The organism is Butyrivibrio sp. FCS014 (genome assembly GCF_000526935.1).
Taxonomy (GTDB): Bacteria; Bacillota; Clostridia; order Lachnospirales; family Lachnospiraceae; genus Butyrivibrio.
Genome location: NZ_JAHA01000006.1, coordinates 265,676 through 291,474, shown reverse-complemented (window position 1 = coordinate 291,474; position 25,799 = coordinate 265,676). Strand labels below are relative to the sequence as shown.

Genomic DNA, 25,799 nt, shown 5'->3' with positions numbered 1-25,799 from the left:
CCCTTATCCCATGGTAACTTCAACAATGTGCTTACTTCCTGTTTCTTGCCGGTCAAAAGAGATCCTGTCTACCTCCGCTCCGTCCAGAACTATCTTCTTAACGCCTTTCTGAACGTGGTCGGGGTTTGATACTCTTATCTCGTACTCTTCTCCTCTGAATCTCCTGCTTACGGTAAATCCGTCCCAGCTGCCGGGAATGCAGGGGTCTACGGTGAGCTCGTCAAATCCCGGTCTTACTCCCAGAATATAGTGAGTCACCGCAAAGTATGCCCAGCCGCCGCTTCCTGTCATGAAGGGATGGTGAGCCCTTCCGTAGGTGGTGTGGTCCTTGCCGGAGATAAACTGGCAGTAGGAATAGGGCTCTGCCCATCTTGTCTCTATCTTGTCATTCTGATAGAAGGGACACAGACTGTGGTAGTACTCCATGGCCCTGTCTCCGTTGCCCATGCGGCACTCTGCGGACCATACCCAGGGATTGGGATGGGAAAAGATACTTCCGTTTTCCTTAAGTCCCGGATAAACCCTGGCAACAAAGCCTATATCATCATCCGGCACAGTGTATACCGGAGCATTCAGCATGATACCGTATGGGGTAAAGAGATTCTCCCTGATGGAATCAAGAGCCTTCCTGCTCTTCTCTTCGTCCGCAGCCCCTGACAAAACAGCCCAGGCGTTGGATTCAAGATGAACCTTGCCCTCTGTGTTCTCGTGGGTTCCGATCTTCCTGCCGTTTCCCGTAAAGCCCCTAAGGAACCACTCGCCGTCCCACAGAACATTGTCGGTTATATCCTTAAGTTCATTCATGCCCTGCTGATAATAAGCAGCATCAGACTCTTTTCCCGAATACAGGGCAACTTCCTTCATGCAATCAAGAGCCCTGTAGAGAAGGAAGGTAACAAGTGCGCTCTCTCCGCCGCCAAGGTTAAGGCAGTCGTTCCAATCGGCTCTAAGGCCCTTGCAGACGCCGTGGCTTCCAACCTCGCGAAGTGAGAACTCCACGATCTTCTTCATGTGCTCATAGACGGTTCCTTCGCCGCCGTCGGCATAGCCGAACTTCTCATCAAGGAATCCGAAGTCGCCGGTCTCCTTCACGTACTCGGTGATGGAAGGAACAAGCCAAAGAGCATCATCGGAGCAGGCATCGTCAAGGCCGTGAACCCTGCTCTTGCCCTCAACCTCAGGAATGACCGTGGGGGACTTGAAGGGCTTTTTCTTGTTCTCGTTCTCATCCTTTGGAGCAAACCAGCGGGGCTCAAAGAGGTGAATTCCGTAGCCGCTGGTGGTAAGAGCTCTAAGAAGCTCCACAATGCGCTTTCTGCAGCCCTCCGGGTTTGAAGGAATAACAGTCATGGAATCCTGAGCCGTATCCCTGTAGCCAAGGCCTGTTCTGCCGCCAACCTCAATGAAGGAGGCAAATCTTGAGAACATTACGTTTATCTCGGACTGGTAAAGGGTCCAGGTATTGATCATGGTGTCGATACCGGCATCAGGGCTTGTTACCTTGAAGCTTTGCTGTTTCTTTTCCCAGAATTTCCTAAGCTCCTGGTAGGCACTGTCAAGGGCGGAAGGATCGGCGTATTTGGCTTTTATCTTATCCGCTTCATCGTATTTTCCTTCTCCAAGGAAGAAGATTAGTCTCTTCTCCTCTCCGGGTTTAAGCTCAATGCCCTTTTGCAGTGCTGCGCAGTGGTTTCCTCCCTTTTCAAAAGAGCCGGAGCACTTGCCGTTTATTACGGCCACCGGATTGGTCTCGGTGTTGTAGGTTCCAAGGAACACGTCTCGGAGGCAGTCAAAGCCGTCGGGCTCAAAGTTTGCTGTGAAGTACTGATACCCCTCTTCCTCATAGAAAAGGTCATAGAGTATGGTACCGTTTTTGTATTCGGAGCCTGCGCAGTAAAGGCTCATCTGATAATTCTGATTGTCTATCTGTATATGATGATAGGAAAACTCCGCATAGGAAAAGACATCAAGGCTCCTCAATTCATCCGAGTCATTCCTTACAGTAACGTCCCAGATAAGGGCATTGTCGCCGATGGGAATGCTCATCTTCTGAGTCGCATGTATTCCCTTATAGTCGCACTCGTAGGTGGTAACGCTCATTCCGTGGTGGCAGATGTACTTAGCCTGATCAAGAGGCTTTCCCACGGGCTGCCAGGAGATGCTCCAGTAGTCGCCATCTTTTTTGTCCCTTAAATAGATGTAGTCACCGGGCCTGTCCATGGGAACCGAATTGGCCCTGAACCTGGTGATCCTGTGGTACTCCGGTGTCTTATAAAACAGATACCCGCCTGCGGTGTGATTCACCACGGCGCACATGTCCTCAACACCAAGATAATTGGTCCAGGATGTGGGAAGGTCCACTCTGTCTATAACATATTCATTGTTTGCTGCGTCAAAATGTCCGTACTGCATACGCTCCTGCTCCTCCTCGGAATCCAGATACTATATTGAAGATTCATTCTTTTCTATTCTGACTATAGTTTAGAAAATCCACACAAAAAAAGAATGTCCGATTTTGGCATAGTTTGATTTTCGTTGCCAAAATCGGACATATAAGCTATATGAATTTATTTTATGGGCGAATAAACCGGCCCTGTAATCTTAAATATTTGTCAGGGATATGATCATCTCCGCGGTTTCCAGAAGATCGGTGCCTGAATCCATGGCGCATTTCTGAAGGTATTTATGGGCCTCGGGCTCTGTCATATGATGCCTCTCCATGAGAATTGACTTGGCCGCATCTATCACTTTCCTGTCCTCGTCGGAGCGCTTCATGCGCCTTTCCTTGGCTTTCCTGCGGTCTCTGCTGACGCCCTCCATCATCAGTGTGATGGTGGAAAAGAGATCCGCCCTCTGAGCAGGGGATTCCAGGTAAATGAAGTTGTCTGCCTTAGGCTCCTCAGGAGCCTTTGCTGCTGAAGCCACCAGGACCATCTTAAAGTAAGCAGGCAGGTCCTCAAGAAGCTGTGAATACAGCATGTCACTTAAGCGGTAGCCACAGATGATGACTCCGCTTCCAAGATCGTCCATTAAAGAAAGGGCCTGTGCCCCGGAGGTGCAGGTGCTAACCTGGTCAAAACCGCCGCGGCTCAATATGCTTTTGAAATTCTGTGTGTCCTGTGCCTTAGCAAAAGCTACAATAATGTTCACTTACGATCCGCCCCGCGCCAATGATTTGCCGTATCATATCAAAACAGATTAAGATACCTCTTGATCTCCCACTGGGTAACGCAGGTGCGGAAATCCTTCCACTCGGCTCTCTTGGCCTCAAGGAACTTCTCATAGATTGACTCTCCGAGAACCTCCTTAACAAAAGCGTCACCCTCATAGGCACGAATAGCCTCTCCAAGGGTCATTGGCAGCGTCTCAAGACCTCTCTCCCGCAGCTGTTCGTAGGTGGCATGATTCAAGTTCTCATCAAGCTCACCGGGAGGTGTCAGCTTCTTTTCAATGCCCTCAAGACCTGCTGCCAGAAGAAGTGCTATGGCAAGATATGGATTGCATGTGGCATCGGGATTTCTTACCTCTATCCTTGTGCCCTCGCCCCTGTTGGAAGGGATGCGGATAAGGGCGCTTCTGTTGGAGGATGCCGATGACCAGGAGATGTTCACAGGAGCATCGTACCCGGGAACCAGCCTCTTGTAGGAGTTAACAAGAGGATTGGTAACAAGGGTCATTCCCCTTACATGGGCAAGAACTCCCGCAATAAAGCTTCTTGCTTCCTCTGAAAGAGCTCCCTTTTCCCCTGCGGAAAAGAGATTGCGGCCTTCCTTATCGGTTGCGATGATATTTATATGCATGCCTGAGCCGCTGATGCCTTCCGTGGGCTTGGGAAGGAATGTGGCATAGAGGCCGTGCTTTTTGGCAATGGTCTTAACGGCCATCTTAAAGGTCATGATCATATCTGCAGTGCGCTGTGCATCCTCTGCTTTAAAGTCGATCTCATGCTGCGCGGGAGCCGCCTCGTGATGGGAGGATGAGATGTCAAAGCCCATCTCCTCCAGGTTAAGGATTATGTCACGGCGGACATTCTCTCCCTGATCTGCGGGAGCAACGTCAAAGTATCCGCCCCTCTCCTTTGTATGGGTTGTGGGCTGTCCCTCATCATCATAATCAAACAGGAAGAACTCTGCCTCAGGGTTAACTTTGAAGCGAATGCCCATCCGGTCAGCCTTCTCAACCACTCTGCGAAGCACGTTTCTGGGGTCTCCCAAAAAGGGCTTTCTGTCCATGGTGTAGACATTGCAGTACATTCTGGCAACCTTTCCCGACTGGGGACGCCAGGGATAGATATCGAAGCTGTCAAGATCCGGGTAAAGATACATGTCGCTCTCGCCGCTCCTTACATACCCCTCCACAGATATGCCGTCAAATATGCACTCATTGTTAAGTGCGCTCTCAAGCTGGCTTGCAGCAATGGCGATATTCTTGGGAACGCCGAAAATATCGCAGAACTGAAGTCTTATGAAAGCTACGTCCTCCTCTTCAACAATACGGAAAATGTCTTCTTTTGTGTACTTGCCCATGATTCCTCCTTAAACCGTCGTTAAATGTCCTTTTACCCGGCAGAAACATGCTTTTTGTTTCTGCCAAGTAAAAGGGCGCCAGAAACAGCGAACAGAAATTTGTTCGAGTTCTGGCGCCCTTGCCCTAAAGGATATTTTACTCTACATCCTGAAGGGCTGCAACATCTTCTTCGCCGGTTCTTACTTTAACCACGCGGCTTACATTATATACAAAGATCTTTCCGTCTCCGATATGTCCGGTATAAAGAGCCTTCTTGGCTGCATCAATAACCTTCTGTACAGGAATCTTGGATACGATAACCTCAACCTTAACCTTGGGAAGCAGAGTTGAATCCACGGTAGCACCGCGGTATTTCTCGGTAGAACCTTTCTGTACACCGCAGCCCATTACCTGGCTCATTGTCATACCCGTTACACCAAGTTCATTGAGGGCTTTCTTCAAGGTATCAAACTTAGCCAGCTTGCAGACAATGGCAACCTTGTGCATGCCTGAGTCAAACTCTGCTGCAAGAGGAGCTTCCATTGCCACAGGAACAGCGGCATTCTTCTTGGCTTCGCTTGCTGCCTCAAACTCGCTCTCTCCAAGATCTGTGTTTTCGTTGACATCAACAGTAAGAGTGTTTGAAATATCCATGATACTGAAGCCTGCATAAGCGGAGGTAAGGCCGTGTTCTGTGGAATCAAGACCTGTGATCTCCTCTTCCTCTGTAACTCTAAGGCCGATGGTTGCTTTTATGATCATGAATGCGATTGTGATGGTAATTGCTGTCCATGCTGCTACAGTTACAAATCCAAGAAGCTGTATTCCAAGGGTGTGGAAGCCTCCACCGTAGAAAAGACCTACAACACCTGTTTCCTCATTACCGGGAGCAGAGGGTGTCGCAAAAAGACCTACAGCTATTGTTCCCCAGATACCGTTCATCATGTGAACCGCAACGGCACCTACAGGATCATCAACTCTGAGCTTATAATCAAGAAGCCATACACCGAAGCATACTAAAAGTCCTGCCACAAAGCCGATAACAATGGCACCGAAACAGTCCGTAACATCACAGGGAGCTGTGATGGCAACAAGACCTGCAAGGGAAGCGTTAAGGGACATTGAAACATCGGGCTTACCATATTTTATCCAGGTAAATACCATGGTGACACAGGTAGCTACTGCGGGAGCAACTGTTGTTGTAAGGAAGATGGATGCCAGCTGAGGACCGGTGGTTGCGGCTGCGCCGTTGAATCCATACCATCCAAACCAGAGAATGAAGCATCCAAGAGCACCGATGGCAAGGTTACTGCCGGGGAATGCGTTAACTTCAGTGATCTTTCCGTCTTTGTCTTTTGTGAACTTACCGATACGGGGGCCAAGAAGTGCTGCACCGATAAGGGCTGAGATACCGCCTACCATGTGGATTGCGCAGGAGCCTGCAAAATCGTGGAAGCCCATCTGTGAGAGCCAGCCGCCGCCCCAGATCCAGTGTGCCTCTATGGGATAGATAAGACCTGAGATCACACCTGAATAGATACAGTAGGAAAGGAACTTTGTTCTCTCAGCCATGGCACCTGATACGATGGTTGCTGTGGTTGCACAGAATACCAGGTTAAACACAAAGTTTGAAAAATCGAAATTCGCGTAGGATGTGAAGATATCAAATCCCGGCTTTCCGATAAATCCTGCAACGTCTTCCCCAAGCAAAAGGGAAAAGCCTATTAGAATGAACATTACGGTTCCTATACAAAAATCCATAAGGTTTTTCATAAGGATGTTTCCTGTGTTCTTGGCCCTTGTAAAGCCCGCCTCCACCATGGCAAAGCCGGCCTGCATCCAGAACACCAGCGCGGCTCCGATAAGGAACCAGATTGCAAAGATAGTTGTGGTTGAAGATTCAGATACTAAACTTCTGATAGCTTCTTCTGTCATAATTTTTCTCCTCCTTGGAACTTTTTTATGCAAAAAAGGCGCTACAGCCGGTCTTAAAAAACCTTGCTGCAGCGCCCTTGCTGCCAAAATAAAATTCTATTCTGATACAGAGCCAGACTCGATATCATCACATATTGCTGTACCCCATCAGGTACTCATCTATTTCACGGGCGCATTCCCTGCCCTCGGCGATGGCCCATACCACCAGCGACTGGCCGCGGTGCATATCCCCTGCGGAAAATACCTTTGGCACTCCGGTTCTGTAACTACCGGCCTCAGTCTTTACTACGCCCCGCTCAGTCAGCTCTGTTCCAAAGGCTTTGGCTGTGTATTCCTCGCAGCCCGTAAAGCCTGCTGCTATAAGAAGAAGGTCGCATTTGATCTCTTTTTCGCTTCCCTCAACTTCCGTGAGCTTTCCGTTTTTAAACTGCACCTTCACGGTCTTTATTGCGGTGAGCTTGTCGTTTTTGGTCACCAGCTCTTTTACCGTGGTCTCATATATACGGGGGTCATCTCCGAAAAAGGTAATGGCCTCCTCCTGGCCGTAATCTGTCTTAAGGACCTTGGGCCATTCGGGCCATGGATTATCAGGTCTTCTTACTGCGGGAGGTGCAGGCATCATCTCCAGCTGGGTAACTGACTTGCAGCCGTGCCTTATGCAGGTTCCGACGCAGTCATTGCCGGTATCTCCGCCGCCTACTATAACGACTTTCTTTCCCTTTGCACTGATATAGGTGCCTTCCTTAAGGCCGCTGTCCAAAAGGCTCTTGGTGGTGGACTTAAGGAAATCCACTGCGTAGAACACGCCCTTTACCTTATCGAAGTCCTTTACCCCAAGAGGTCTTGCCTTCTTGGCGCCGCAGCAAAGAGCGATGGCATCATAGTCTTTTAAGAGTTCCTTGACATCTACTGTTTTGCCCTTTGCTCCGGGATCTCCGACGTTAACTCCTGTCTCAAAAACAACTCCCTCTTCTTCCATGAGCTTTCTTCTGCGGTCAATGACCTCTTTCTGAAGCTTCATGTTGGGGATGCCATACATTAAAAGCCCGCCGATCCGGTCCTCCCTCTCGAAGACGGTAACGCTGTGCCCTCTGTGGTTGAGCTGATCCGCTACCGCAAGGCCTGAGGGACCGCTTCCTATTACCGCTACCTTTTTTCCGCTCCTGATCTTAGGAATACGGGGTTTCATAAGTCCCTGCTTAAAGGCTGATTCTATAAGATACAGCTCGTTGTTGTGGATGGTCACCGGGTCATCGTTCATGCCGCAGATGCAGGCCTTTTCGCAAAGGGCCGGGCAGACTCTTCCGGTGAACTCCGGGAAGTTACTTGTCTTTAAAAGTCTTGAAAGGGCGTGAGCGATATGATCGTGGTAGATCTCGTCGTTCCACTCGGGGATCAGATTGTGAAGCGGACACCCTGTCACCATGCCCTTAAGCTTTATGGCCGACTGACACATGGGCACTCCGCAGTTCATGCATCTTGCTCCCTGCTCCTTTCTCTTTTCCGGATCAAGGCTGGTATGAAATTCTTTAAAGCTTGATATGCGTTCCTTTACGGGGATTACGGCGTCTTCGCGTCTTGCATATTCCAAAAATCCAGTTGGCTTACCCATCTTAAATGCTCCCTTTCACCGGTTATTTTGTAATCTCGTTGAATGCCTCAAGTACTGCATTCTCATGGGATATTCCCTGTTCTTCGTATCTTCCGATGGCACTTATCACCTTCTGATAGTCGTGAGGAACGATCCTCTTAAAGTGAGGAAGATATTCTTCAAAGTTGTCCAGAACCTCTTTTGCAAGCTCTGAACCTGTCTCTTTTTCATAATCCTCAAGGATGTCCTTAAGTTCTGCTATGTCATACTTCTCGGAGAGCTCCTCCAGGGAAACCATCTCCTTGTTCATCCTTCTGTACAGGTCGTGGTGAAGATCCAGAACATAGGCGATTCCGCCGCTCATACCTGCCGCAAAGTTCTTGCCTGTATCTCCGAGGACAACCGCTCTTCCGCCTGTCATATACTCAAGACCGTGGTCTCCGCAGCCCTCAACAACAGCGATGGCACCTGAGTTTCTTACGCAGAACCTCTCACCTGCAACTCCGCAGATATAGGCTTTTCCTGAGGTGGCTCCGTAAAGAGCAACGTTACCGATGATGATGTTCTCCGATGCCTTGAACTTAGCTTTCTTTGGAGGTACCACCACGATCTTGCCGCCGGAAAGTCCCTTTCCGAGACCGTCATTGGCGTCACCTTCAAGCCTTAAGGTCATACCCTTTGGAATGAATGCTCCGAAGGACTGACCTACGCCACCCTTGCAATTCACGACAAATGTGTCATCTTCCAGTTCGCTGCCAAGGTTTTCGGTAATAACGGAGCCAAGGATTGTACCGACAGCTCTGTCGGTACTGCTCACCTCAAGCTCAGCCTCGTGCTTTTTACCTGACCTTATATAGCTGTCAAAGGCAGGTAAAAGAGCTGCCTCATCAACCGTGGTCTTAAGCTTGAAATCATAGATCTTGGCAGGATCAAAATGCCTTGATTCAATATTTGCATAATCCCTGTTAAGGATCTGAGTAAGGTTCACCATCTCAGCCCGCTTTGTGATCTGCTTGTCCTTGACCTTAAGGCAGTCAGTTCTTCCTACCATCTCATCAACGGTCTTAAATCCAAGGTTTGCCATTATCTCACGAAGCTCTTCGGCTATAAACACCATGAAGTTCATTACATATTCGGGCTTACCCTTGAAGCGCTTTCTTAAGCACTCGTTCTGGGTTGCGATTCCCACAGGACAGGTATCCTGGTTGCAAACCCTCATCATCATGCAGCCCATGGTAACAAGGGGAGCTGTTGCAAATCCGAATTCCTCTGCACCAAGGAGGCACGCGATGGCCACATCTCTGCCGCTCATAAGCTTTCCGTCGGTCTCAAGGATGACATGGTCACGAAGTCCGCTCTCGATAAGAGATCTGTGGGCCTCAGCCACACCAAGCTCCCAGGGAAGTCCGGCGTTGTGGATCGAACTCTGGGGTGCCGCTCCTGTTCCTCCGTCGTATCCCGAAACCAGGATGACCTGGGCTCCCGCCTTGGCAACACCGGATGCGATGGTGCCGACTCCTGCCTCAGATACCAGCTTTACGGATATCCTTGCTCTTCTGTTGGCGTTTTTAAGGTCGTATATGAGCTGTGCCAGGTCCTCGATGGAATAGATATCGTGGTGAGGAGGCGGGGAGATCAGTGATACGCCGGGAGTTGAAAATCTTGTCTTTGCAACCCAGGGGTAAACCTTCTTGCCGGGAAGGTGTCCGCCTTCACCGGGCTTTGCGCCCTGAGCCATCTTGATCTGGATCTCCTGTGCGCTTAAAAGGTATCTCTCCGAAACTCCGAATCTTCCGGAAGCCACCTGCTTGATGGCACTGTTCTTTATGGTTCCGAATCTCGAAGGCTCTTCGCCTCCCTCACCGGTATTGGACTTTCCGCCGAGGGTGTTCATGGCGATGGCCATGGTCTCGTGAGCTTCCTGGGATATTGAGCCGTAGCTCATGGCTCCGGTGTTAAATCTCTTTACGATCTCGCTTGCCGGTTCAACCTCGTCTAAAGCCACCGGCTCTTTTACCGGAACAAATTCCAGAAGGCCTCTTAAGGTGTGAGGCTTCTCATTGTCAACGATGTCGGTATATTCCTTGAACCTCTCATAGCTTCCCGACTGGGTTGCCTGCTGCAGGGCGATGATGGTCTGGGGATTGTAGAGATGATCCTCCTTGTCATTGCCGCTTCTTAGCTTGTGGAAGCCTGTGCTGTCAAGGGATGTATCCGTCACAAGTCCCATGGGATCGAAGGCGTGGTCATGTCTGAACTTAATGCCCTCCTCGATCTCCGCAAGGCCGATCCCGCCAACCCTGCTGACTGTGCCGGTAAAGTATGCGTCAATAACTTCTTTCGAAAGGCCGATGGCCTCGAAGATCCTTGCGGACTGATAGGACTGCAGCGTGGAGATACCCATTTTTGCTGCGGTCTTTACGATGCCGTGAAGGATCGCAAAATTGTAATCCTTGATCGCCGTGTGGTAATCCTTGTCCAGAATACCGATGTCGATAAGCTCAGCTATGCACTCGTGGGCCAGGTAGGGGTTGATGGCTCTTGCGCCGAATCCAAGAAGAGTTGCCATCTGATGTACGTCTCTGGGCTCGCCGCTCTCCAAGATAAGAGAGATGGCAGTTCTTTTCTTGGTCCTGACCAGGTGCTGCTCCACTGAGGAAACCGCCAAAAGTGAAGGGATTGCCACATGGTTTTCGTCTATTCCTCTGTCGGAGAGGATGATGATGTTACTGCCCTTGCTGTAGGCTCTGTCAACGCTGATGGACAGCTGCTCCAGCGCCTTTTTAAGGGAAGTGTTGTTGTAATAAAGAAGTGAAATGGTCTCAGCCTTAAATCCGGGCTGGTCCAGTGTCTTGATCTTAAGAAGGTCAACTCCTGTAAGGATCGGGTTATTCACCTCAAGTACCCGGCAGTTCTCGCTCTTTTCCTGAAGGAGGTTACCGTCGGAGCCGATGTATACGGTGGTATCCGTCACTATCTCCTCCCTTAAGGAGTCGATGGGCGGGTTTGTTACCTGGGCGAACAGCTGCTTGAAATAAGAGAAAAGAGGCTGATGCTTCTCGGAAAGTACTGCCAGAGGAACATCATGTCCCATGGAGGCTGTAGCCTCAATGCCGTTTTCAGCCATGGGAAGAATTCCGTTTTTCACATCCTCATAGGTGTAGCCGAAGGCCTTGTAGAGCTTGTCTCTCATCTCCTGGCTGTGGGTGGGGATCTTCTTGTTGGGAACGGAAAGCTCTCCAAGATGGAGGAGATTCCTGTCGATCCACTCGCCGTAGGGCTGCCTTGAAGCATAGTAGTTCTTGCACTCCTCATCGGAGATGATGCGCTTTTCCTTGGTATCCACCAGAAGGATCTTGCCGGGCTGAAGCCTTGACTTCTTCACGATGTGCTCAGGGGCAATATCAAGAACTCCAACTTCCGAGGAAAGGATCAGTCTGTTGTCGTCGGTGATGTAGTATCTTGAAGGACGCAGTCCGTTTCTGTCCAGGGTTGCGCCAAGTACGTCACCGTCGGTGAAAAGAATTGCCGCAGGGCCGTCCCAGGGCTCCATCATGGTAGCGTAGTAATGGTAGAAGTCTTTTTTGGTCTCCTCCATGAAGTGGTTGTGCTTCCAGGGCTCGGGAATGGTCATCATGACCGCGAGGGGAAGGTCGATGCCGTTCATATACATGAACTCCAGGGTGTTGTCCAGCATGGCTGAATCAGAGCCGCTCTTGTGGACTACAGGGAAGATCTTATCCAGGTCCCCGTCCTTCATGATAGGGGAAATAATGGTCTCCTCCCTGGCCAGCATCCTGTCGATGTTACCTCTTATGGTATTGATCTCACCGTTGTGGGCGATCATCCTGTAGGGATGGGCTCTCTCCCAGCTGGGTGTGGTATTTGTTGAAAATCTGGAATGTACCATCGCAATGGCTGTCTTGTAATCCTTGCTCTGAAGGTCACTATAGAAAGCCCTGAGCTGCTTAACAAGGAACATTCCCTTATAGACAATGGTTCTGGATGACAAAGATGTGATGTAGGTATCTTCGGAGCTCTGCTCGAACTCTCTTCTGCAGACATAGAGCATTCTGTCAAAGTCGATACCCTTCTTACACCCTTCAGGTCTTTCGATGAAGCACTGGCAGATACAGGGCATACAGTCCCTTGCCATGTCACCGAGGATCTCCGGATGAACCGGAACATCTCTCCAGCCAAGGAACTTCATGCCGCTCTTTTCACAGATGACTTCAAACATCCTCTTTGCGAAGGTTCTTTTAAGGTCATTTTGCGGAAAAAAGAACATTCCTACGCCGTAATCTCTCTCATCCCCAAGCTCTATACCGCACTTCTTTGCAGCCCCCGAAAAGAAGCTGTGGGAGATCTGCAGAAGGATACCAACACCGTCACCAACCTTGCCGCTGGCATCCTTACCTGCGCGGTGTTCAAGCTTTTCAACAATACTGAGGGCGTCGTCAAGAGCCTTTCCGTCGGCGTGGCCGTCGATATTGACAACCGCGCCTATTCCGCAGGCATCACGCTCTATGTTATCGTTGTACAGCATCTGTGTCATCGTAAAACTCTCCTAAATCAATAGTTTTATACTGCCTGTATTACTCTGAGAAAAGAAGATCTGAATATACGGGGAAGGGCCAGTACTGCTCATCCACAAGAAGCTCCAAAGCATCTGCGGACTTTCTTGCATCGTTCATGTCCGAAAGGATGGTCTTGTGATAGTAAGCAAGAGCTTTCCAGGGGTCTGCCGGAACCTTGTCCATATCCTTTGCAAGCTTCTGGCACTGCTTCATCAGGGAATCCGTCAGAACAGCAACTTCCTTGGATGTATCGGTTTCATAAGCTGTCACGCACCCTGCTGCCTTAAGGGTAGCCATTCTGTCGCACAGGTCTGCGGCATAGGAGGAAACAGCAGGAAGGATCTGACGTCTTATCATATCCAGCATTGTGTTTGCCTCGATGGCGATCTTGGCATTGTAGGTATCAGCGTGGATAAGAGCTCTTGCCTCAAGCTCGCCCTCAGTGTATACGCCGTTGCTTACATAAAGGTCTACTGCCTTCTTGTCAGCGTAGTGAGGAAGTGCATCTGCTGTGGAGATGAGGTTTGAAAGGCCTCTCTTCGTTGCCTCTTTTACCCAGGACTCATCATAACCGTTGCCGTTGAAGATGATTCTCTGGTGTTCAGTGAAGGTCTTCTTGATGAGCTTCTGAAGGTCTGCGTTGAAGTTCTTGGACTTCTCAAGCTTGTCGGCGAATTCCTTAAGTTCCTGAGCCATGATGGTGTTAAGAGCGATGTTGGGACCGGAGATTGACTGGGCGCTTCCCAGCATACGGAACTCGAATTTGTTTCCGGTGAAAGCCATGGGTGAAGTTCTGTTTCTGTCTGTATTGTCCTGAGGGATCGAAGGAAGTACGTCGATTCCGATCTCGATCTTTTTCTTGCCGCCATCCTTGTAGGGCTTGCCCTTGATGATGGAATCCACAACTGCCTCAAGCTCATCTCCAAGGAAGATTGAGATGATTGCAGGCGGTGCCTCCTGGGCTCCCAGTCTGTGGTCGTTTCCGGCTGATGCTACGGTGCAGCGAAGGGTGTCCTGATACTCATCAACGCCCTTTACAAAGGCTGCCAGGAAAAGCAGGAACTGTGCGTTCTGACTGGGTGTGCTGCCGGGCTTAAGAAGGTTCTTTCCGGTGTCTGTTCCAATGGACCAGTTGTCATGCTTACCTGAACCGTTAACCCCGGCGAAGGGCTTCTCGTGAAGCAGGCATACAAAGCCGTGTCTGTCGGCAACCTTCTTCATGGTGTCCATGGCGATCTGGTTGGAATCAGAAGCAGTGTTGGCATCTGAGTAAACAGGAGCCATCTCATGCTGTGAAGGTGCAACCTCGTTGTGCTTGGTCTTTGAAAGAACACCAAGCTTCCAGAGCTCGTTATCAAGGTCTTCCATGTAAGCCGCAACTCTTGGCTTGATAGCGCCAAAGTAGTGATCCTCAAGTTCCTGTCCTTTGGGAGGCTTGTTGCCGAACAGCGTTCTTCCGGTCATGATAAGATCTTCACGCTCCTTATAGAGCTTCTTGTCCACAAGGAAGTACTCCTGCTCGGGGCCGCACTGAGCGGTAACACGCTTTGTCTCTGTATCTCCGAAGAGCCTGAGAACTCTTATGGACTGCTTGCTTACCGCATCCATGGAGCGAAGCAGCGGTGTCTTTTTATCAAGAGCCTCTCCCGAATAGGAAAGGAAGATTGTAGGAATATAGAGGGAATTGTCTTTTACAAAAGCAAAGGATGTGGGATCCCAGGCTGTGTAGCCTCTTGCCTCGAAGGTGGCGCGAAGGCCTCCTGAAGGGAATGAAGAGGCATCAGGCTCGCCCCTCACCAGCTCTTTTCCCGAGAAATCCATGGCGATCTTACCGCCGCCAACGGGATCGATGAAGCTGTCGTGCTTCTCTGCTGTAACGCCTGTCATGGGCTGGAACCAGTGTGTGTAGTGAGTTGCACCCTTTTCAACTGCCCACTGCTTCATGGCCTCTGCTATCTCATTTGCAGTTGCAAGCTCCAGCGGCGATCCGTCTGTGATGCACTGCTTCCATGCCTTGAAGGATGCGCTTGAGAGACGCTCCTTCATGGTCTCTTCATTAAATACGTAGCTTCCGAAAAGTTCCGGTAAATGTGTTGCCTCGTTTTTCATACTGTTCTCCTCCTTTGCACCTTTTCTGTGCTTTCTTATTTATTCGAATTCATGATTTACGAGATCTTTTTTTGCCTTTCAGCCTCTGTCTCCTCAAGCTGTGCGCCGGAGTCGCCGTAGTTTGAAAGGACTCTTGCGGAAGGATCGTTAACATCGCATCCCTCCCACTCTTTATTGGGCATCCAGAAATCCTTGATCATTGCTGCCTGCCCCGGGTAGAACTCTTCGAAGATCTCTCTGTAAAGAAGGCTCTCCTTGGTGAAAGGTGTGCAATAGGTGTATTTCTTTCTGTGCTCCTCATATTCTTTATCGCTGTATTTTTGTTCCGCATAGGCTTTGAGATCATCCACCATGCTGTGTCCTACTGCGTCGGAGAAGGCTGCCTTCTGCCTCCAGAGGATGTTGTCCGGCAGAAGGTGGTCCTTCTCGAATGCGTGTCTAAGGAGGTATTTTCCCATATTGTATTTGTTGAGCTTTATTTCCGGGTCGATGCTCATTACATATTTGACAAAAGAGACATCTCCGAAGGGAACTCTTGCTTCTAAGCTGTTGGCGCTGATGCATCTGTCCGCCCGAAGGACATCGTACATGTAGAGCTCATCCACTCTCTTTTTTGCCTCTTTCTGGAAAGCCTTAGCATCCGGTGCAAAGTCTGTATACTTGTAACCGAAGAGCTCATCGGAGATCTCGCCGGTCATCAGGACTCTCACATCCGTGTTCTCGTGGATGGCCTTGCAGCAGAGGTACATTCCCATGCTGGCCCTTATGGTGGTGATGTCCCAGGTTCCAAGGAGTTTTATGACATTGGGAAGTTCCGCTATCACCTGCTCCGGTGTCATATAAACCTCTGTATGATCGGAACCTATGAAATCTGCCACCTCTTTGGCGAACTTAAGATCTATGGCGTCCTTTTCCATTCCTATGGCGAAGGTGCGGATTCTTTTCCCCGGTTTTCCTGTCTTTCTGGCCTTCTCATCCAGGATTCTCTGACTTATGGCACATACAAGGCTGGAATCAAGTCCGCCTGATAAGAGGAATCCAAGAGGTGCATCCGCATCCATTCTGGCTTCTACACTACTTACGAATCTGTCACGGATCTGTCTGCAGGCTTCCTCCACATCTGATGTGCTGTAGCTTTCAGGCTCTGTCAGGTTTTCGTATCTTGTAAAGTGTCCGTCTCTGTAGAAATGTCCCGGAGGGAAAGGCTTTATCTCTTTGCATACCCCTTCAAGGTTGCAGGCCTCTGAGGCGAACATTATGTGGCCGCTCTCGTCATATCCGTAGAACAGAGGTCTTATTCCCATGGGATCTCTTCCCGCCAGAAGCTCATTTGTTCTGTGATCGTATATGATGCAGGCGAACTCGCTTCCCAAAAGTTCCCACATGGCATCTCCGTACTCATGGTAGAGAGGAAGGATGACCTCGCAGTCGGAATCACTCTTGAAGGTGTAGCCTTTTCTTTTCAGCTCCTTCTTCATCTTCCTGAATCCGTAGATCTCTCCGTTGCAGACCACCTTATCTTCTTCCAGTTCAAAGGGCTGCATTCCCTCGGGGTGAAGTCCCATGATGGCCAGCCTGTGGAAGCCAAGGTAACCTATAGGGGTTTCCACCATCCTTGACATGTCCGGTCCCCTGGGGATGGTCCTGTCAAAGAAGGGACGAAGCTGATTCTCTGAAATTGACTTGGATGTGGTTCCCAGAATTGAGCACATATTGTTCTCCTATGCAGTAAGTATTTGAAACAGATTGCCACTTGCGGTATTCACGCGCCGGAGCGTTGTTTTTGTATCTACCCCTTACACGCCGGGACGCATTTTGCCTTTGTATGCAAGGCATACAAAAAGGCGCTGGTGGAAAGAGCAGACTCACTCGTCTGTTCTTCCATCAACGCCCTTGTTGATCAATTTGAATACCTGTATACAATTTTGCTTTTTCAAATAATATTACTATATGTTGTATCTTGTCAACAGTTTTTTTCAATAAATCTTTTTATCCAGGGAAACTTAAGTTGTTGGTAATAGATGCATCCGGCATTGTTCGAAGGTATGATCCGCCTGCAACATAGGGACTATGCACTTCATATACCGGGGGATTATCGTAAACAAACGGAGTAACATTATCAAGTATTTCTATATTGCCGTCCAGTGCTCCATCAAGTCCGTCAAGAACACCGAAGGACAGCATTCCTATAGCAGCTACCTTGGCGAACTCTCTTCCGTTCTTCAATGCCCTGTCATAATCCTGTGTGCAGATGGCGCCAACTGTATCGACTCCTCTGATTGCTGTATTGGCCACTCCCTTGGTGATATTTACCGCACATCCCCAGGTGGTATCAAGTACCTCCAGAGCTCCTTCCTTAGCCTTGGCAGAGTCTTTCGTAACAGCTCCGGCAACAACGCCGACCGTTCCATCCGCAAGGGATCCGATCACGCGTCCTGTATTTGCAGTGACAGCATAAGCGCCTTCACCGACCTCCTGAATAAACTCACTTCCAACCAGCTTGCCTACTGCATAAACGCCTCCACCGATCACACCACCTACTGCTTTTCCTGCAAATGTTCCAAGGCTCCTAAGAAAACCCATTTTATTTTCCCTCCAAAGAAAAAAGATATTACTGCAGCCAGTAATATCTCTCAAAGGTGCAACTGGCTGCCATCATCAGGCCCTATAGCTTTGCGTCACACGATTTCCCGTGCTTTGCCAAAATATATTATCGACAGTATATTTCCTACAGGCATTACTGTCAACACAGTTCAAATGTTATTTATAGAGTTTTAATATTCTCTCCATGGCTTTTACGGTGTTCTCCTTTGAGCCAAAGCCCGTTAGTCTGAAGTAGTGCTCACCGCCGGGGCCAAAGCCCGATCCGGGAGTGCCAACCACATTGGCCTTGTCAAGAAGCTCATCAAAGAACTCCCAGCTGGTCATATCTCCCGGAGTCTTAAGCCAGATGTAGGGTGCATTTACGCCGCCATACACCTCGAATCCCGCCTCCTTAAGGCCGTCACGGATGTAGCCTGCGTTCCACATGTAGTAAGCGATCTGCTGCTTCACCTGCTCTTTTCCCGCTTCTGAGTAGATGGCTTCGCCTGCTCTCTGGATGATATAGGGAGCGCCGTTGTACTTGGTACCGTGCCTTCTAGCCCAAAGGGGCCACAGTTTTTCTCCGTCGGTCTCAAGCTCTTTTGGTATTACAGTAAATCCAAGGCGCAGCCCGGTGAATCCCGCTGTCTTGGAAAATGACCTGAATTCGATAGCGCACTTTTTGGCACCCTCACACTCATAGATGCTGTGGGGAATACCGGGTTCCGAAATATATGACTCGTAGGCTGCGTCAAAGAGGATTATGGATCCATGCTCATTGGCGTAGTCAACGAACTTCTGAAGCTGCTCCTTTGTGGCTACTGCTCCTGTGGGGTTGTTGGGAAAGCACAGGTAGATAAGATCAGGGACTTCTTCAGGAAGCTCCGGGACAAAAGCTGATTCTTTTCCGCAGGTCATATAAACTACGCCCTTGTATCTGTCGGCCTCGGAATCGAACTCCCCGGTCCTTCCGGCCATTACGTTGGAGTCCACGTAGACAGGGTAAACGGGGTCACACACGGCGATGACATTGTCCAGACCGAAGATTTCCTGGATGTTGCCGCAGTCGCACTTCGCCCCGTCGGAGACAAAGATCTCATCCGGCGAGATATCGCAGCCCCTTGATCTGTAGTCATTTTCCGCTATGGCATTGCGAAGGAACTCGTAGCCAAGGTCCGGCGCGTAGCCTCTGAAGGTCGACTCTTCTCCCATCTCTTTGACGGCACTGTCTAAGGCCGCTATCACAGCAGGGGCTATCGGCCTTGTGACATCACCGATGCCAAGCCTTATGATTTCTGCCTCCGGATGGGCTTTCTGATATTCTGCCACCTTCTGCCCTATCCTTGAAAAGAGATAGCTCCCCGGGAGTTTCAAATAATTTCTGTTGATCTTAGCCATAGATTTCTATCCTCCGAATGTTTCCTTTTTATAACAGAAAAAGACAAAGGTGTCCCTGCACAATTTGCAGACGCCTTTGTCTTTACTGATGCTCATAATACTTCAGCAGGAACGCTATGTCAAGAATGTTCCTGCTCAGATATCCAGCACTATGGTCACCGGACCGTCGTTGACGGACTCAACCTTCATGTCAGCGCCAAAGACACCGGTGCCGACTTCGAATCCGCGGTCCCTGCACTCGGAGACCACAAGCTCATAGAGGGGCTCTGAAATCTCAGGCCTTGCGGCCTCTGTAAAGCCCGGCCTTCTTGAGCTGCAGTCGGCGTAAAGAGTGAACTGGCTCACAATAAGGAGCTGTGCCCCCGCATCCTTCGGGGAGATATTCATCTTCCCGTTCTCATCCTCAAATATCCTAAGGCCGCAGATCTTGTCGGCAATCTTTTTAGCCTTCTCCTGCGTGTCATCAACATGTACTCCGAGAAGTACAAGGAATCCCTTGTCAATCCTGGAATATTCCTTGCCGTCTATGGTTACTGATGCTGACAAAACCCTTGTGATCACTGCTCTCATGTAAAATCTCCCTCCTAAGTCAAGATTCAGGGCTTCTTTGATAGTCCCAGCTCGATTCAGCAAAATCTAATTCCTATGCCTTAACATCTGTGAACTCATTGTATATTTTATCAAAGCTCTTACGGCTTCGATAGATAGACTCTTTAAAAAGCAGCCTTTTGTTGATGTTATCGATTCTCCTTTTCTATTGTGCCATGCTTAATCTATATCTCACTGTTGATTTACTTATTTCTGTTGATTTACTTATTTCTCTTGATTTCAACAGTGCATTTTCTTTGCATTCCCTGTTGGATTTGCGCTATTCACGTTTTTCAACAGGGAATTTTAGCAGTATCTCCCTGTTGAATTTTCCATATTCACTATTCTCAACAGATAAACGTATCTATTTGCGCCTGTTGAAATCTTGATTTCATGATTTCCAACAGGATATTGCACAGTTTTCTCACTGTTGAAATTGATAATATTAGCATTTCCAACAGAGTCATCAGCATTATCCTCCTGTTGGAATTGTCCAATCTGGTATTTCCAACAGGGAACTCCAAATTAAAAATCCCTGTTGTAATCAATAAAAGTCACAAGTCCAACAGACTCTTCGCTATCGCTTGTATATGCCAGCAGAACTACAGCATTCTCGAAAGTACATCCACGGTGTATCTCATCTCTTCCTCGGTGTGCTCGCTGGAGATGAAGAACCTAAGTCTTGCCTCCTCCTCGGAAACAGCAGGGTATACGATGGGCATTACATTGATTCCCTTCCTATACAGCTTCTGGGAGATCTCCATGCACTTGTTGGAATCCTTGATGATGCAGGGAACTACCGCAGTGCCTTCCGCAAGGCCTGTATCAAGTCCCTTCTCCTTCATAAGATTCAGGAAATATTTGCTGTTGTGCTCAAGCTTCTTAACAAGCTCGGGAGTGCTCTTTAAGATGTTCAAAGCTCCCAGCGCCGCTCCTGCATTGGAGGGTGATATTCCAACGCTGAACATGAAACCGTCCGAAGTATACTTCAAAAGCTCCACTATCTCTTTGGAACCTGAGATGTATCCGCCGCAGCTGGCCAGGGACTTACTCATGGTTCCCATCCACAGGTCAACGTCCTTTCTGTCAACGCCAAAGTAGCTTCCGACGCCTCTTCCGCAATCGCCTATGGTTCCGAGGGAATGAGCTTCATCCACCATCAAAAGAGCTCCGTACTGCTTTTTAAGTCTGATGAGCTCGGGAAGGTTACAGATGTCTCCATCCATGCTGTAAACCCCCTCAACCACGATGAGCACGCGCCTGTAGTATTTCCGTACTCTCTTAAGGGCGTCCTCGAGAGATGCCATGTCGTTGTGCTTGAAGCTCATGCGCTTTGCCCCGGAGAGCCTGCAGCCTGTGATGATACTGTTGTGAGAGAGGCTGTCGTGGAGGATGAGGTCCTCGGTGGATACAACGGTGCTAATGGCGCTGACATTGGTGGTGTAGCCGCCGATGTAGACAATGGTGTCCTCAGTTCCAAGGAACTCCGTAATGGCATTCTCAAGCTTCCTGTGAAGGTCTATCTCACCCGAGATCATGCGGCTTCCTGATACGGAGGTTCCATACTTCTCCACGGCATCCTGGGCTGCCTTTATGACCTCCTTGTTTCCGTTAAGTCCCACATAGTTGTAGGTTGAATAATTGATCTTATCGCCGTCGTCAGTCTTTATGATGTCCCTGGGAACAGCGTAGTTTACCTTATAGTAAGGGTTATTTCCGGCGACATTCTCAAGTCTTTGATGGATTGCCTTGTATTCAGCAAATTCAGAAATGCTGCTCTCCTGGGCCACCTCTCCGGAGGATTCTGCCACCGCTTTAGAGGACGCCGCTTCTACGGAGGAGTCTGACTTCGCTGCTGACAAAGCTTCCCCGAACGGCGCTGCCTCCTGATCCGGAGCCATCTTTCTGACTACCTTTGCGGTCCCCACGGCAACCTTCTCGGCTATGGCAAGATTCGGCGGCACAACTATTCCGGAAGCAGCCTCCCCGGCCACTCCGCCTGCCTTTTCTATAATATCCACCAGATCGCTGATGGTGGTCTCCTCTCCTGAAGCTGCCGCAATGAGCCCCTTTATCTGATCCTTGTCAAAAGAGAATGTGGCTGTGAGGTCAGTTACCAGCTCCGTCATCATGATCGAATCGATGCCAAGGTCAAGCTGAAGCTTGTCCTCGTCATGAAGAGTGTCCACTGGATAAGCCGTCACCTTTGACAGGGCGCTGCAGACAATATCCCTGATGCTTGCAGCTGCGCCGCCTGCACCTGCGCCATGACCTGCCGCACTTGCGTCGCCCATAGCCGCGCCGTAAGTTACTGCACCGCCTGCCCCTTCGCCGGCAAATCCGCCAGTAGCTGCGCCGCCCATAGCTGCGCCGCCCGCACCTGCGCCGGCGCTCCTCTTTGCAGGCGTTATAAAGTAGCTCTCGCCCTTTTCAACTTCCGCGTTGAGCACCGAGATATCCTGCTGCCCGGCGGACTTTAGTATCACATGGCAGTTGGTACCGCCAAATCCAAAGGAGCTCACTCCCGCAACGGCAGGGGCCTTTCCGTCCTCTTTTCCAAGGTCTGTAAGTTTATCCGCAACCCTGATATTATCAACGGTCTTGATATAGGGATTCTTCTTCACATAGTTAAGGCTCTTGGGAATCTGACCCTTCGAAAGTACCAGCGCAGCCTTGATGAAGCCTGCGATACCTGCCGCAGACTCAAGGTGGCCGATATTGGTCTTAACAGAGCCTACATACAGCTCTTTTCCCGACTTCTCAAGATCCTGGCCAAAGACAGCGCCGATGGAATTAAGCTCAATGGGGTCGCCAAGCTTGGTGCCGGTGCCGTGAAGCTCGATATAATCGACATCCCCGGGACGAAGGTTTGCCCTTGAGAGGGCCTTGCCGATAACCTCCTCCTGTGCCTTTCCGTTTGGCGCGGTAAGGCCGTTGCTTCTGGCATCCTGGTTCACCGCAGAGCCCGCAATTACAGCATAGATCCTGTCCCCGTCCTTAACGGCGTCGGAATATTTCTTGAGAAGTACAACTCCGCAGCCCTCGCCTCTTACATAGCCGTTGGCGGACTCGTCGCAGGTCTTGCACTTGGAGTCAGGTGAGAGCATGTTGGCGTTTTCAAATGCCCTGGAAATTGCCGGCTCCAGAAGAATGTTAACGCCGCCGCAGATGGCCTGAGTGCACTCGCCGTTTCTAATGGCGTTTGCGCCCATATGAACCGCCACCAGTGAAGATGAGCAGGCCGTATCAATGGCGATGCTGGGTCCGTTTAAGTTAAAGATATAGGAAAGCCTGTTGGCTATGATGCTTGTGGAATTGCCTGTGCTGAAGTACAGGTCCTTGTCCTCCTCCCCGAAAAGGGAAGCGTAGTCATGATTGGACAGGCCGATGTAAACTCCCGTGCTGCTGCCGTCAAAGTCCGCCTCGGTCCTTCCGCTGTCCAGCATAAGCTCCGAAACCGTCCTCAAAAGTATCCTCTGCTGAGGATCCATTTTGATGGCCTCCTTGGGGGTTATACCGTACTTTCTGCAGTCAAACTTGTCGATGTCCCTGATATAGCCGGCCTTAAGCCTTCCAAGGTCCTCATCCCCGGTAAGCCTTACCCTCTCATCATCGGGGTAATCAATGGCATCTGTGCCGGATTCCAGCATCTCCCAGAACTTTGCAGGGCTGTCGCTCTCTCCCGGGAAGTGGCAGGCCATGGACACAACAGCAATATCCCCGTCAAAAGAGCCTTCTGCTCCGCGCTTCTTATCGTCAGCCTTTTCCCTAACAACCAAAGGCGCCTTAGCTGCCTCTTTTACCTTGTCCTTAAGATAGCCCATGAGCTTATTAAGTGTGGGATAGCTCCAGAGAATGTCCACAGACAGGGAAACTCCGAACTCCTTCTCGATATCGCTGAACATCTTCTCGATGCCGATGGAATCGATGCCAAGCTCCGCGAAGGGCCTGTCGTAGTCGGCCTCTGTAAGCTTCTCTTCCATTGAATCGGAAATGATGGCAATGAGCCTGTTCTTTAAGTCATTCTTCTCATCCTCATATTTTCTGGTAAGAAGGTAGTATCTGACTTTACCGCTGGCGGTCTTTGGAAGCTCGGGAAGGAACACCACCTTCTCGCAGGGAATGTGGAGCTTTTTAAGAACAGCATTATGAACTTCCGCAGAAAGAGCTTCCTCTGACGGATCCTGGCTCTCAACGGCGATGTAGAGCTTCTCTGTGTCCGTTGCTTCGTCGTGGACCTGGAAGGCAGCAATAGGACGCTCTCTTAAGGCTTCCACACTGCTTCTTACCGCCATCTCGATGTCGGCGGAAAAATAGTTTCTTCCGTTTACGATGATCATCTCCTTGCGGCGTCCGCTGATGAAGATCTCACCGTTATACATAAATCCGATATCCCCGGTATCAAGGTCACCGTTCGGGCGAAGGATGCCCTTGGTGGCCTCGGGATTTTTGTAATAGCCTGCGGTGACGTTGTCGCCGTGGACCATGATATTTCCTATGTATCCGTCCTCAAGGACGTTGTAGTCATCGTCGCAGATAAATACTTCGTTGCAGCTGATAAGACGTCCGCATCCCATGATGAGTCTGGCGCCTTCCGCCTTCTCTTTTCCCAGAATCCTGTCTCCAATGGCGGCATCCGCAGCTACGTAGATGGTCTGGCGCTCCTCCTTGGGGTGGCCGAGAGATACGGTAACTGTGGCCTCAGCAAGACCGTAGGCGGGAATGACGGCGCTCTCCTTAAAACCGTAGGGAGAGAGGGTCTTCCAGAACATCTCACAGCTTCCGGCGGATATGCCTTCTCCGGCGCTCACTGCTCCCTTAAAGCTGCTAAAATCAACGCCCTCATAGTCCTTCTCGTTAAAAGTCTTCATGATAAGGTTCATGGCAAAGTTGGGCATGGGTGAAAAAGTAGCACCGCGGCTTGTTACGGTCTTTGCCCAGATTGAAGGGGTCCTCAGGAACGTGGTGGGTTTCATGCAGATCTGATCGCAGCCAAGGGCGATGGGACACATATGCATTGCAAGGATAGCAAAGTCATGGGACAGCGGAAGCCAGTTAAATACGTTATCATCGTGCCCCAGGTCTATCCTTCCTGCGGTAGCAAAGGCATTGGCCACAACGTTTTTATTGGAAAGAAGAACGCCCTTGGGGTTTCCGGTAGAGCCCGATGAAAACTGCAGAACCGCCGTATCCTCCTCAGTTATCTTGATGTCGTCAAAGGCCGTAAGATCCGGCATTTCGCCGCTCTTATCCTCATACTCCGAAGGGATGATGACGGTCTGGCTCATGGCCTGTGACAGGGCAGCCCCCAGCATCATGTCCGAGTATATGTACTTGATCCCAAACTGCTGGCAAAGTCCGGCAAGGGCAGGAATATGCTGCTTGATATCAGCATTTATAGGGTAAAGAGCCGGAACCGCCCCTATAAGTATCGCTCCCCAGAAGCCCATGAAGGTATACAAAGGCTCAACGGCCTGGATCAGTATGAGATCACCCTTTCCGATCCCCGCCTGTGTGTAGCTTTTTGCGACCGCAGAGGCGTGGCAAAAGAGCTCTCTATAGCTCATGTTTATATCGTTCTCCGCAAGGTACAGGTTGTACTGCTTATCCTCGCCGGCTCTGTTTATCAGTAGATCTCTTACTATCATCCCTGTCTCCCTCTCAGCGCTCTTGCGAATTTGATGTTGTCTATCATATCTATCATTGTGTGTCCGCCATCAACCTGGACAAAATCGTAGCTGTCCATGTCAATAAGGCTCTCAATACTCTCAATCCATCTGACCGGCTTTACTATCTGTTCTCCAAGTATTGCCGGAACATTTTCCTGATACAGCAAAGGCTCAACCGATGACATGACCTTTACTTCATTTCCTTTGTCAAAAGAGAAGTCTGAAATAATCTTCTTAAACTCGTCGCAGGCAGTCTTCATATATCTTGAGTGGAAGGCACCGCTGACCTTGAGCTTTACGGTCCTAAGGCCTTTTTCCGCAATTTTCTTTTCTGCCTCTGCAATCGGCTCTTCCGGTCCGGAGATCACGATCTGGAAAGGAGAATTGTAGTTGGCAATATCTATCTCGTCAGATGCCACGGCCCTTATGGCCTCCATTATCTCATCGAAGTTTCTTCCCATGACCGCCAGCATTGATCCGCCGTCAGCCGTGGCCATTATCCGGCCTCTTTGCCTAACAAGATCAAGACCCTTTTCAAGGTCCATGTATCCGCCTGCTGTAAGGGCGCAGAGCTCTCCGAGGCTGTGGCCTATTACAAAGTCGGGAGTCCCCTCTTTATCTGTCAGTTCCCTGTAATACAGGCAGGAGGTAAGATACCCTATAGGCTGCGCATATTCGGTCTTCCCGGTATCCTCAGGCCTGTCCTTTATAATATCTGTAACGGAAAAGCCAAGAATCTCATCGGCCATCTTAAGTTCTTTCTGATTGCGGGCAAGCAGCTCCAGCTCTGCCCTTCCGAATTTCTTTCCCTGTCCGGGAAAAACATATGTCTTTTTACCCATC

Annotated in this window: 13 protein-coding genes and 1 riboswitch; all 13 genes read right to left on the bottom strand. The window is 49.8% G+C overall.

Annotated elements, in window-relative coordinates; translation table 11 throughout:
• Nucleotides 1-3 precede the first annotated feature (3 nt).
• Nucleotides 4-2,412: a GH36-type glycosyl hydrolase domain-containing protein gene (locus T456_RS0105025; protein ID WP_024865203.1), complete on the bottom strand. Its 2,409-nt coding sequence runs from the start codon at nucleotides 2,410-2,412 to the stop codon at nucleotides 4-6.
• 189 nt (nucleotides 2,413-2,601) lie between these two features.
• Nucleotides 2,602-3,150: an ANTAR domain-containing response regulator gene (locus T456_RS0105020; RefSeq protein ID WP_024865202.1), complete on the bottom strand. Its 549-nt coding sequence runs from the start codon at nucleotides 3,148-3,150 to the stop codon at nucleotides 2,602-2,604.
• Between the two features lie 38 nt (nucleotides 3,151-3,188).
• Entirely contained in the window at nucleotides 3,189-4,526 is a 1,338-nt protein-coding gene (glnA, locus tag T456_RS0105015; protein WP_024865201.1) for a type I glutamate--ammonia ligase, read from the bottom strand.
• A gap of 136 nt (nucleotides 4,527-4,662) precedes the next feature.
• Nucleotides 4,663-6,441 (bottom strand): ammonium transporter, encoded by a 1,779-nt coding sequence (locus T456_RS0105010; RefSeq protein WP_024865200.1) that lies wholly within the window; start codon nucleotides 6,439-6,441, stop codon nucleotides 4,663-4,665.
• Between the two features lie 127 nt (nucleotides 6,442-6,568).
• Nucleotides 6,569-8,053, bottom strand: a complete 1,485-nt coding sequence (locus T456_RS0105005; protein WP_024865199.1) for a glutamate synthase subunit beta — start codon at nucleotides 8,051-8,053, stop codon at nucleotides 6,569-6,571.
• Nucleotides 8,054-8,075: 22 nt separating this feature from the next.
• Nucleotides 8,076-12,587, bottom strand: coding sequence for a glutamate synthase large subunit (gene gltB, locus T456_RS0105000; RefSeq protein WP_024865198.1), 4,512 nt, complete (start codon nucleotides 12,585-12,587; stop codon nucleotides 8,076-8,078).
• Between the two features lie 40 nt (nucleotides 12,588-12,627).
• On the bottom strand, nucleotides 12,628-14,718 hold the full coding sequence (locus T456_RS0104995) for a glutamine synthetase III family protein (protein WP_024865197.1): 2,091 nt from the start codon (nucleotides 14,716-14,718) through the stop codon (nucleotides 12,628-12,630).
• A gap of 56 nt (nucleotides 14,719-14,774) precedes the next feature.
• Nucleotides 14,775-16,430, bottom strand: a complete 1,656-nt coding sequence (asnB, locus tag T456_RS0104990) for an asparagine synthase B (protein WP_024865196.1) — start codon at nucleotides 16,428-16,430, stop codon at nucleotides 14,775-14,777.
• Between the two features lie 277 nt (nucleotides 16,431-16,707).
• Nucleotides 16,708-17,301 (bottom strand): hypothetical protein, encoded by a 594-nt coding sequence (locus tag T456_RS19200; RefSeq protein ID WP_024865195.1) that lies wholly within the window; start codon nucleotides 17,299-17,301, stop codon nucleotides 16,708-16,710.
• A gap of 54 nt (nucleotides 17,302-17,355) precedes the next feature.
• Nucleotides 17,356-17,430: riboswitch (cyclic di-GMP riboswitch) on the bottom strand.
• 48 nt (nucleotides 17,431-17,478) lie between these two features.
• Entirely contained in the window at nucleotides 17,479-18,699 is a 1,221-nt protein-coding gene (locus T456_RS0104980; RefSeq protein WP_024865194.1) for an LL-diaminopimelate aminotransferase, read from the bottom strand.
• A gap of 135 nt (nucleotides 18,700-18,834) precedes the next feature.
• The gene (gene dtd / locus T456_RS0104975; protein ID WP_024865193.1) at nucleotides 18,835-19,269 is read right to left on the bottom strand and encodes a D-aminoacyl-tRNA deacylase; all 435 of its coding nucleotides are present in this window, start codon (nucleotides 19,267-19,269) and stop codon (nucleotides 18,835-18,837) included.
• Between the two features lie 620 nt (nucleotides 19,270-19,889).
• Complete coding sequence (locus T456_RS0104965; protein WP_024865192.1) at nucleotides 19,890-24,935, bottom strand: aminotransferase class I/II-fold pyridoxal phosphate-dependent enzyme; 5,046 nt, start codon at nucleotides 24,933-24,935, stop codon at nucleotides 19,890-19,892.
• A complete protein-coding gene (locus T456_RS0104960) occupies nucleotides 24,932-25,798 on the bottom strand; it encodes an ACP S-malonyltransferase (RefSeq protein ID WP_024865191.1) in 867 nt (288 codons plus the stop codon). The genes T456_RS0104965 and T456_RS0104960 overlap by 4 nt, the downstream gene beginning before the upstream one ends.
• Between the last annotated feature and the right edge of the window lies 1 nt (nucleotide 25,799).

Coding starts and splice junctions, on each gene's coding strand:
- T456_RS0105025 (WP_024865203.1), bottom strand. CDS start 2,412: ATGCAGTACGGACATTTTGACGCAGCAAACAATGAATATGTTATAGAC.
- glnA (WP_024865201.1), bottom strand. CDS start 4,526: ATGGGCAAGTACACAAAAGAAGACATTTTCCGTATTGTTGAAGAGGAG.
- T456_RS0105010 (WP_024865200.1), bottom strand. CDS start 6,441: ATGACAGAAGAAGCTATCAGAAGTTTAGTATCTGAATCTTCAACCACA.
- T456_RS0105005 (WP_024865199.1), bottom strand. CDS start 8,053: ATGGGTAAGCCAACTGGATTTTTGGAATATGCAAGACGCGAAGACGCC.
- gltB (WP_024865198.1), bottom strand. CDS start 12,587: ATGACACAGATGCTGTACAACGATAACATAGAGCGTGATGCCTGCGGA.
- T456_RS0104995 (WP_024865197.1), bottom strand. CDS start 14,718: ATGAAAAACGAGGCAACACATTTACCGGAACTTTTCGGAAGCTACGTA.
- asnB (WP_024865196.1), bottom strand. CDS start 16,430: ATGTGCTCAATTCTGGGAACCACATCCAAGTCAATTTCAGAGAATCAG.
- T456_RS19200 (WP_024865195.1), bottom strand. CDS start 17,301: ATGGGTTTTCTTAGGAGCCTTGGAACATTTGCAGGAAAAGCAGTAGGT.
- T456_RS0104980 (WP_024865194.1), bottom strand. CDS start 18,699: ATGGCTAAGATCAACAGAAATTATTTGAAACTCCCGGGGAGCTATCTC.
- dtd (WP_024865193.1), bottom strand. CDS start 19,269: ATGAGAGCAGTGATCACAAGGGTTTTGTCAGCATCAGTAACCATAGAC.
- T456_RS0104965 (WP_024865192.1), bottom strand. CDS start 24,935: ATGATAGTAAGAGATCTACTGATAAACAGAGCCGGCGAGGATAAGCAG.
- T456_RS0104960 (WP_024865191.1), bottom strand. CDS start 25,798: ATGGGTAAAAAGACATATGTTTTTCCCGGACAGGGAAAGAAATTCGGA.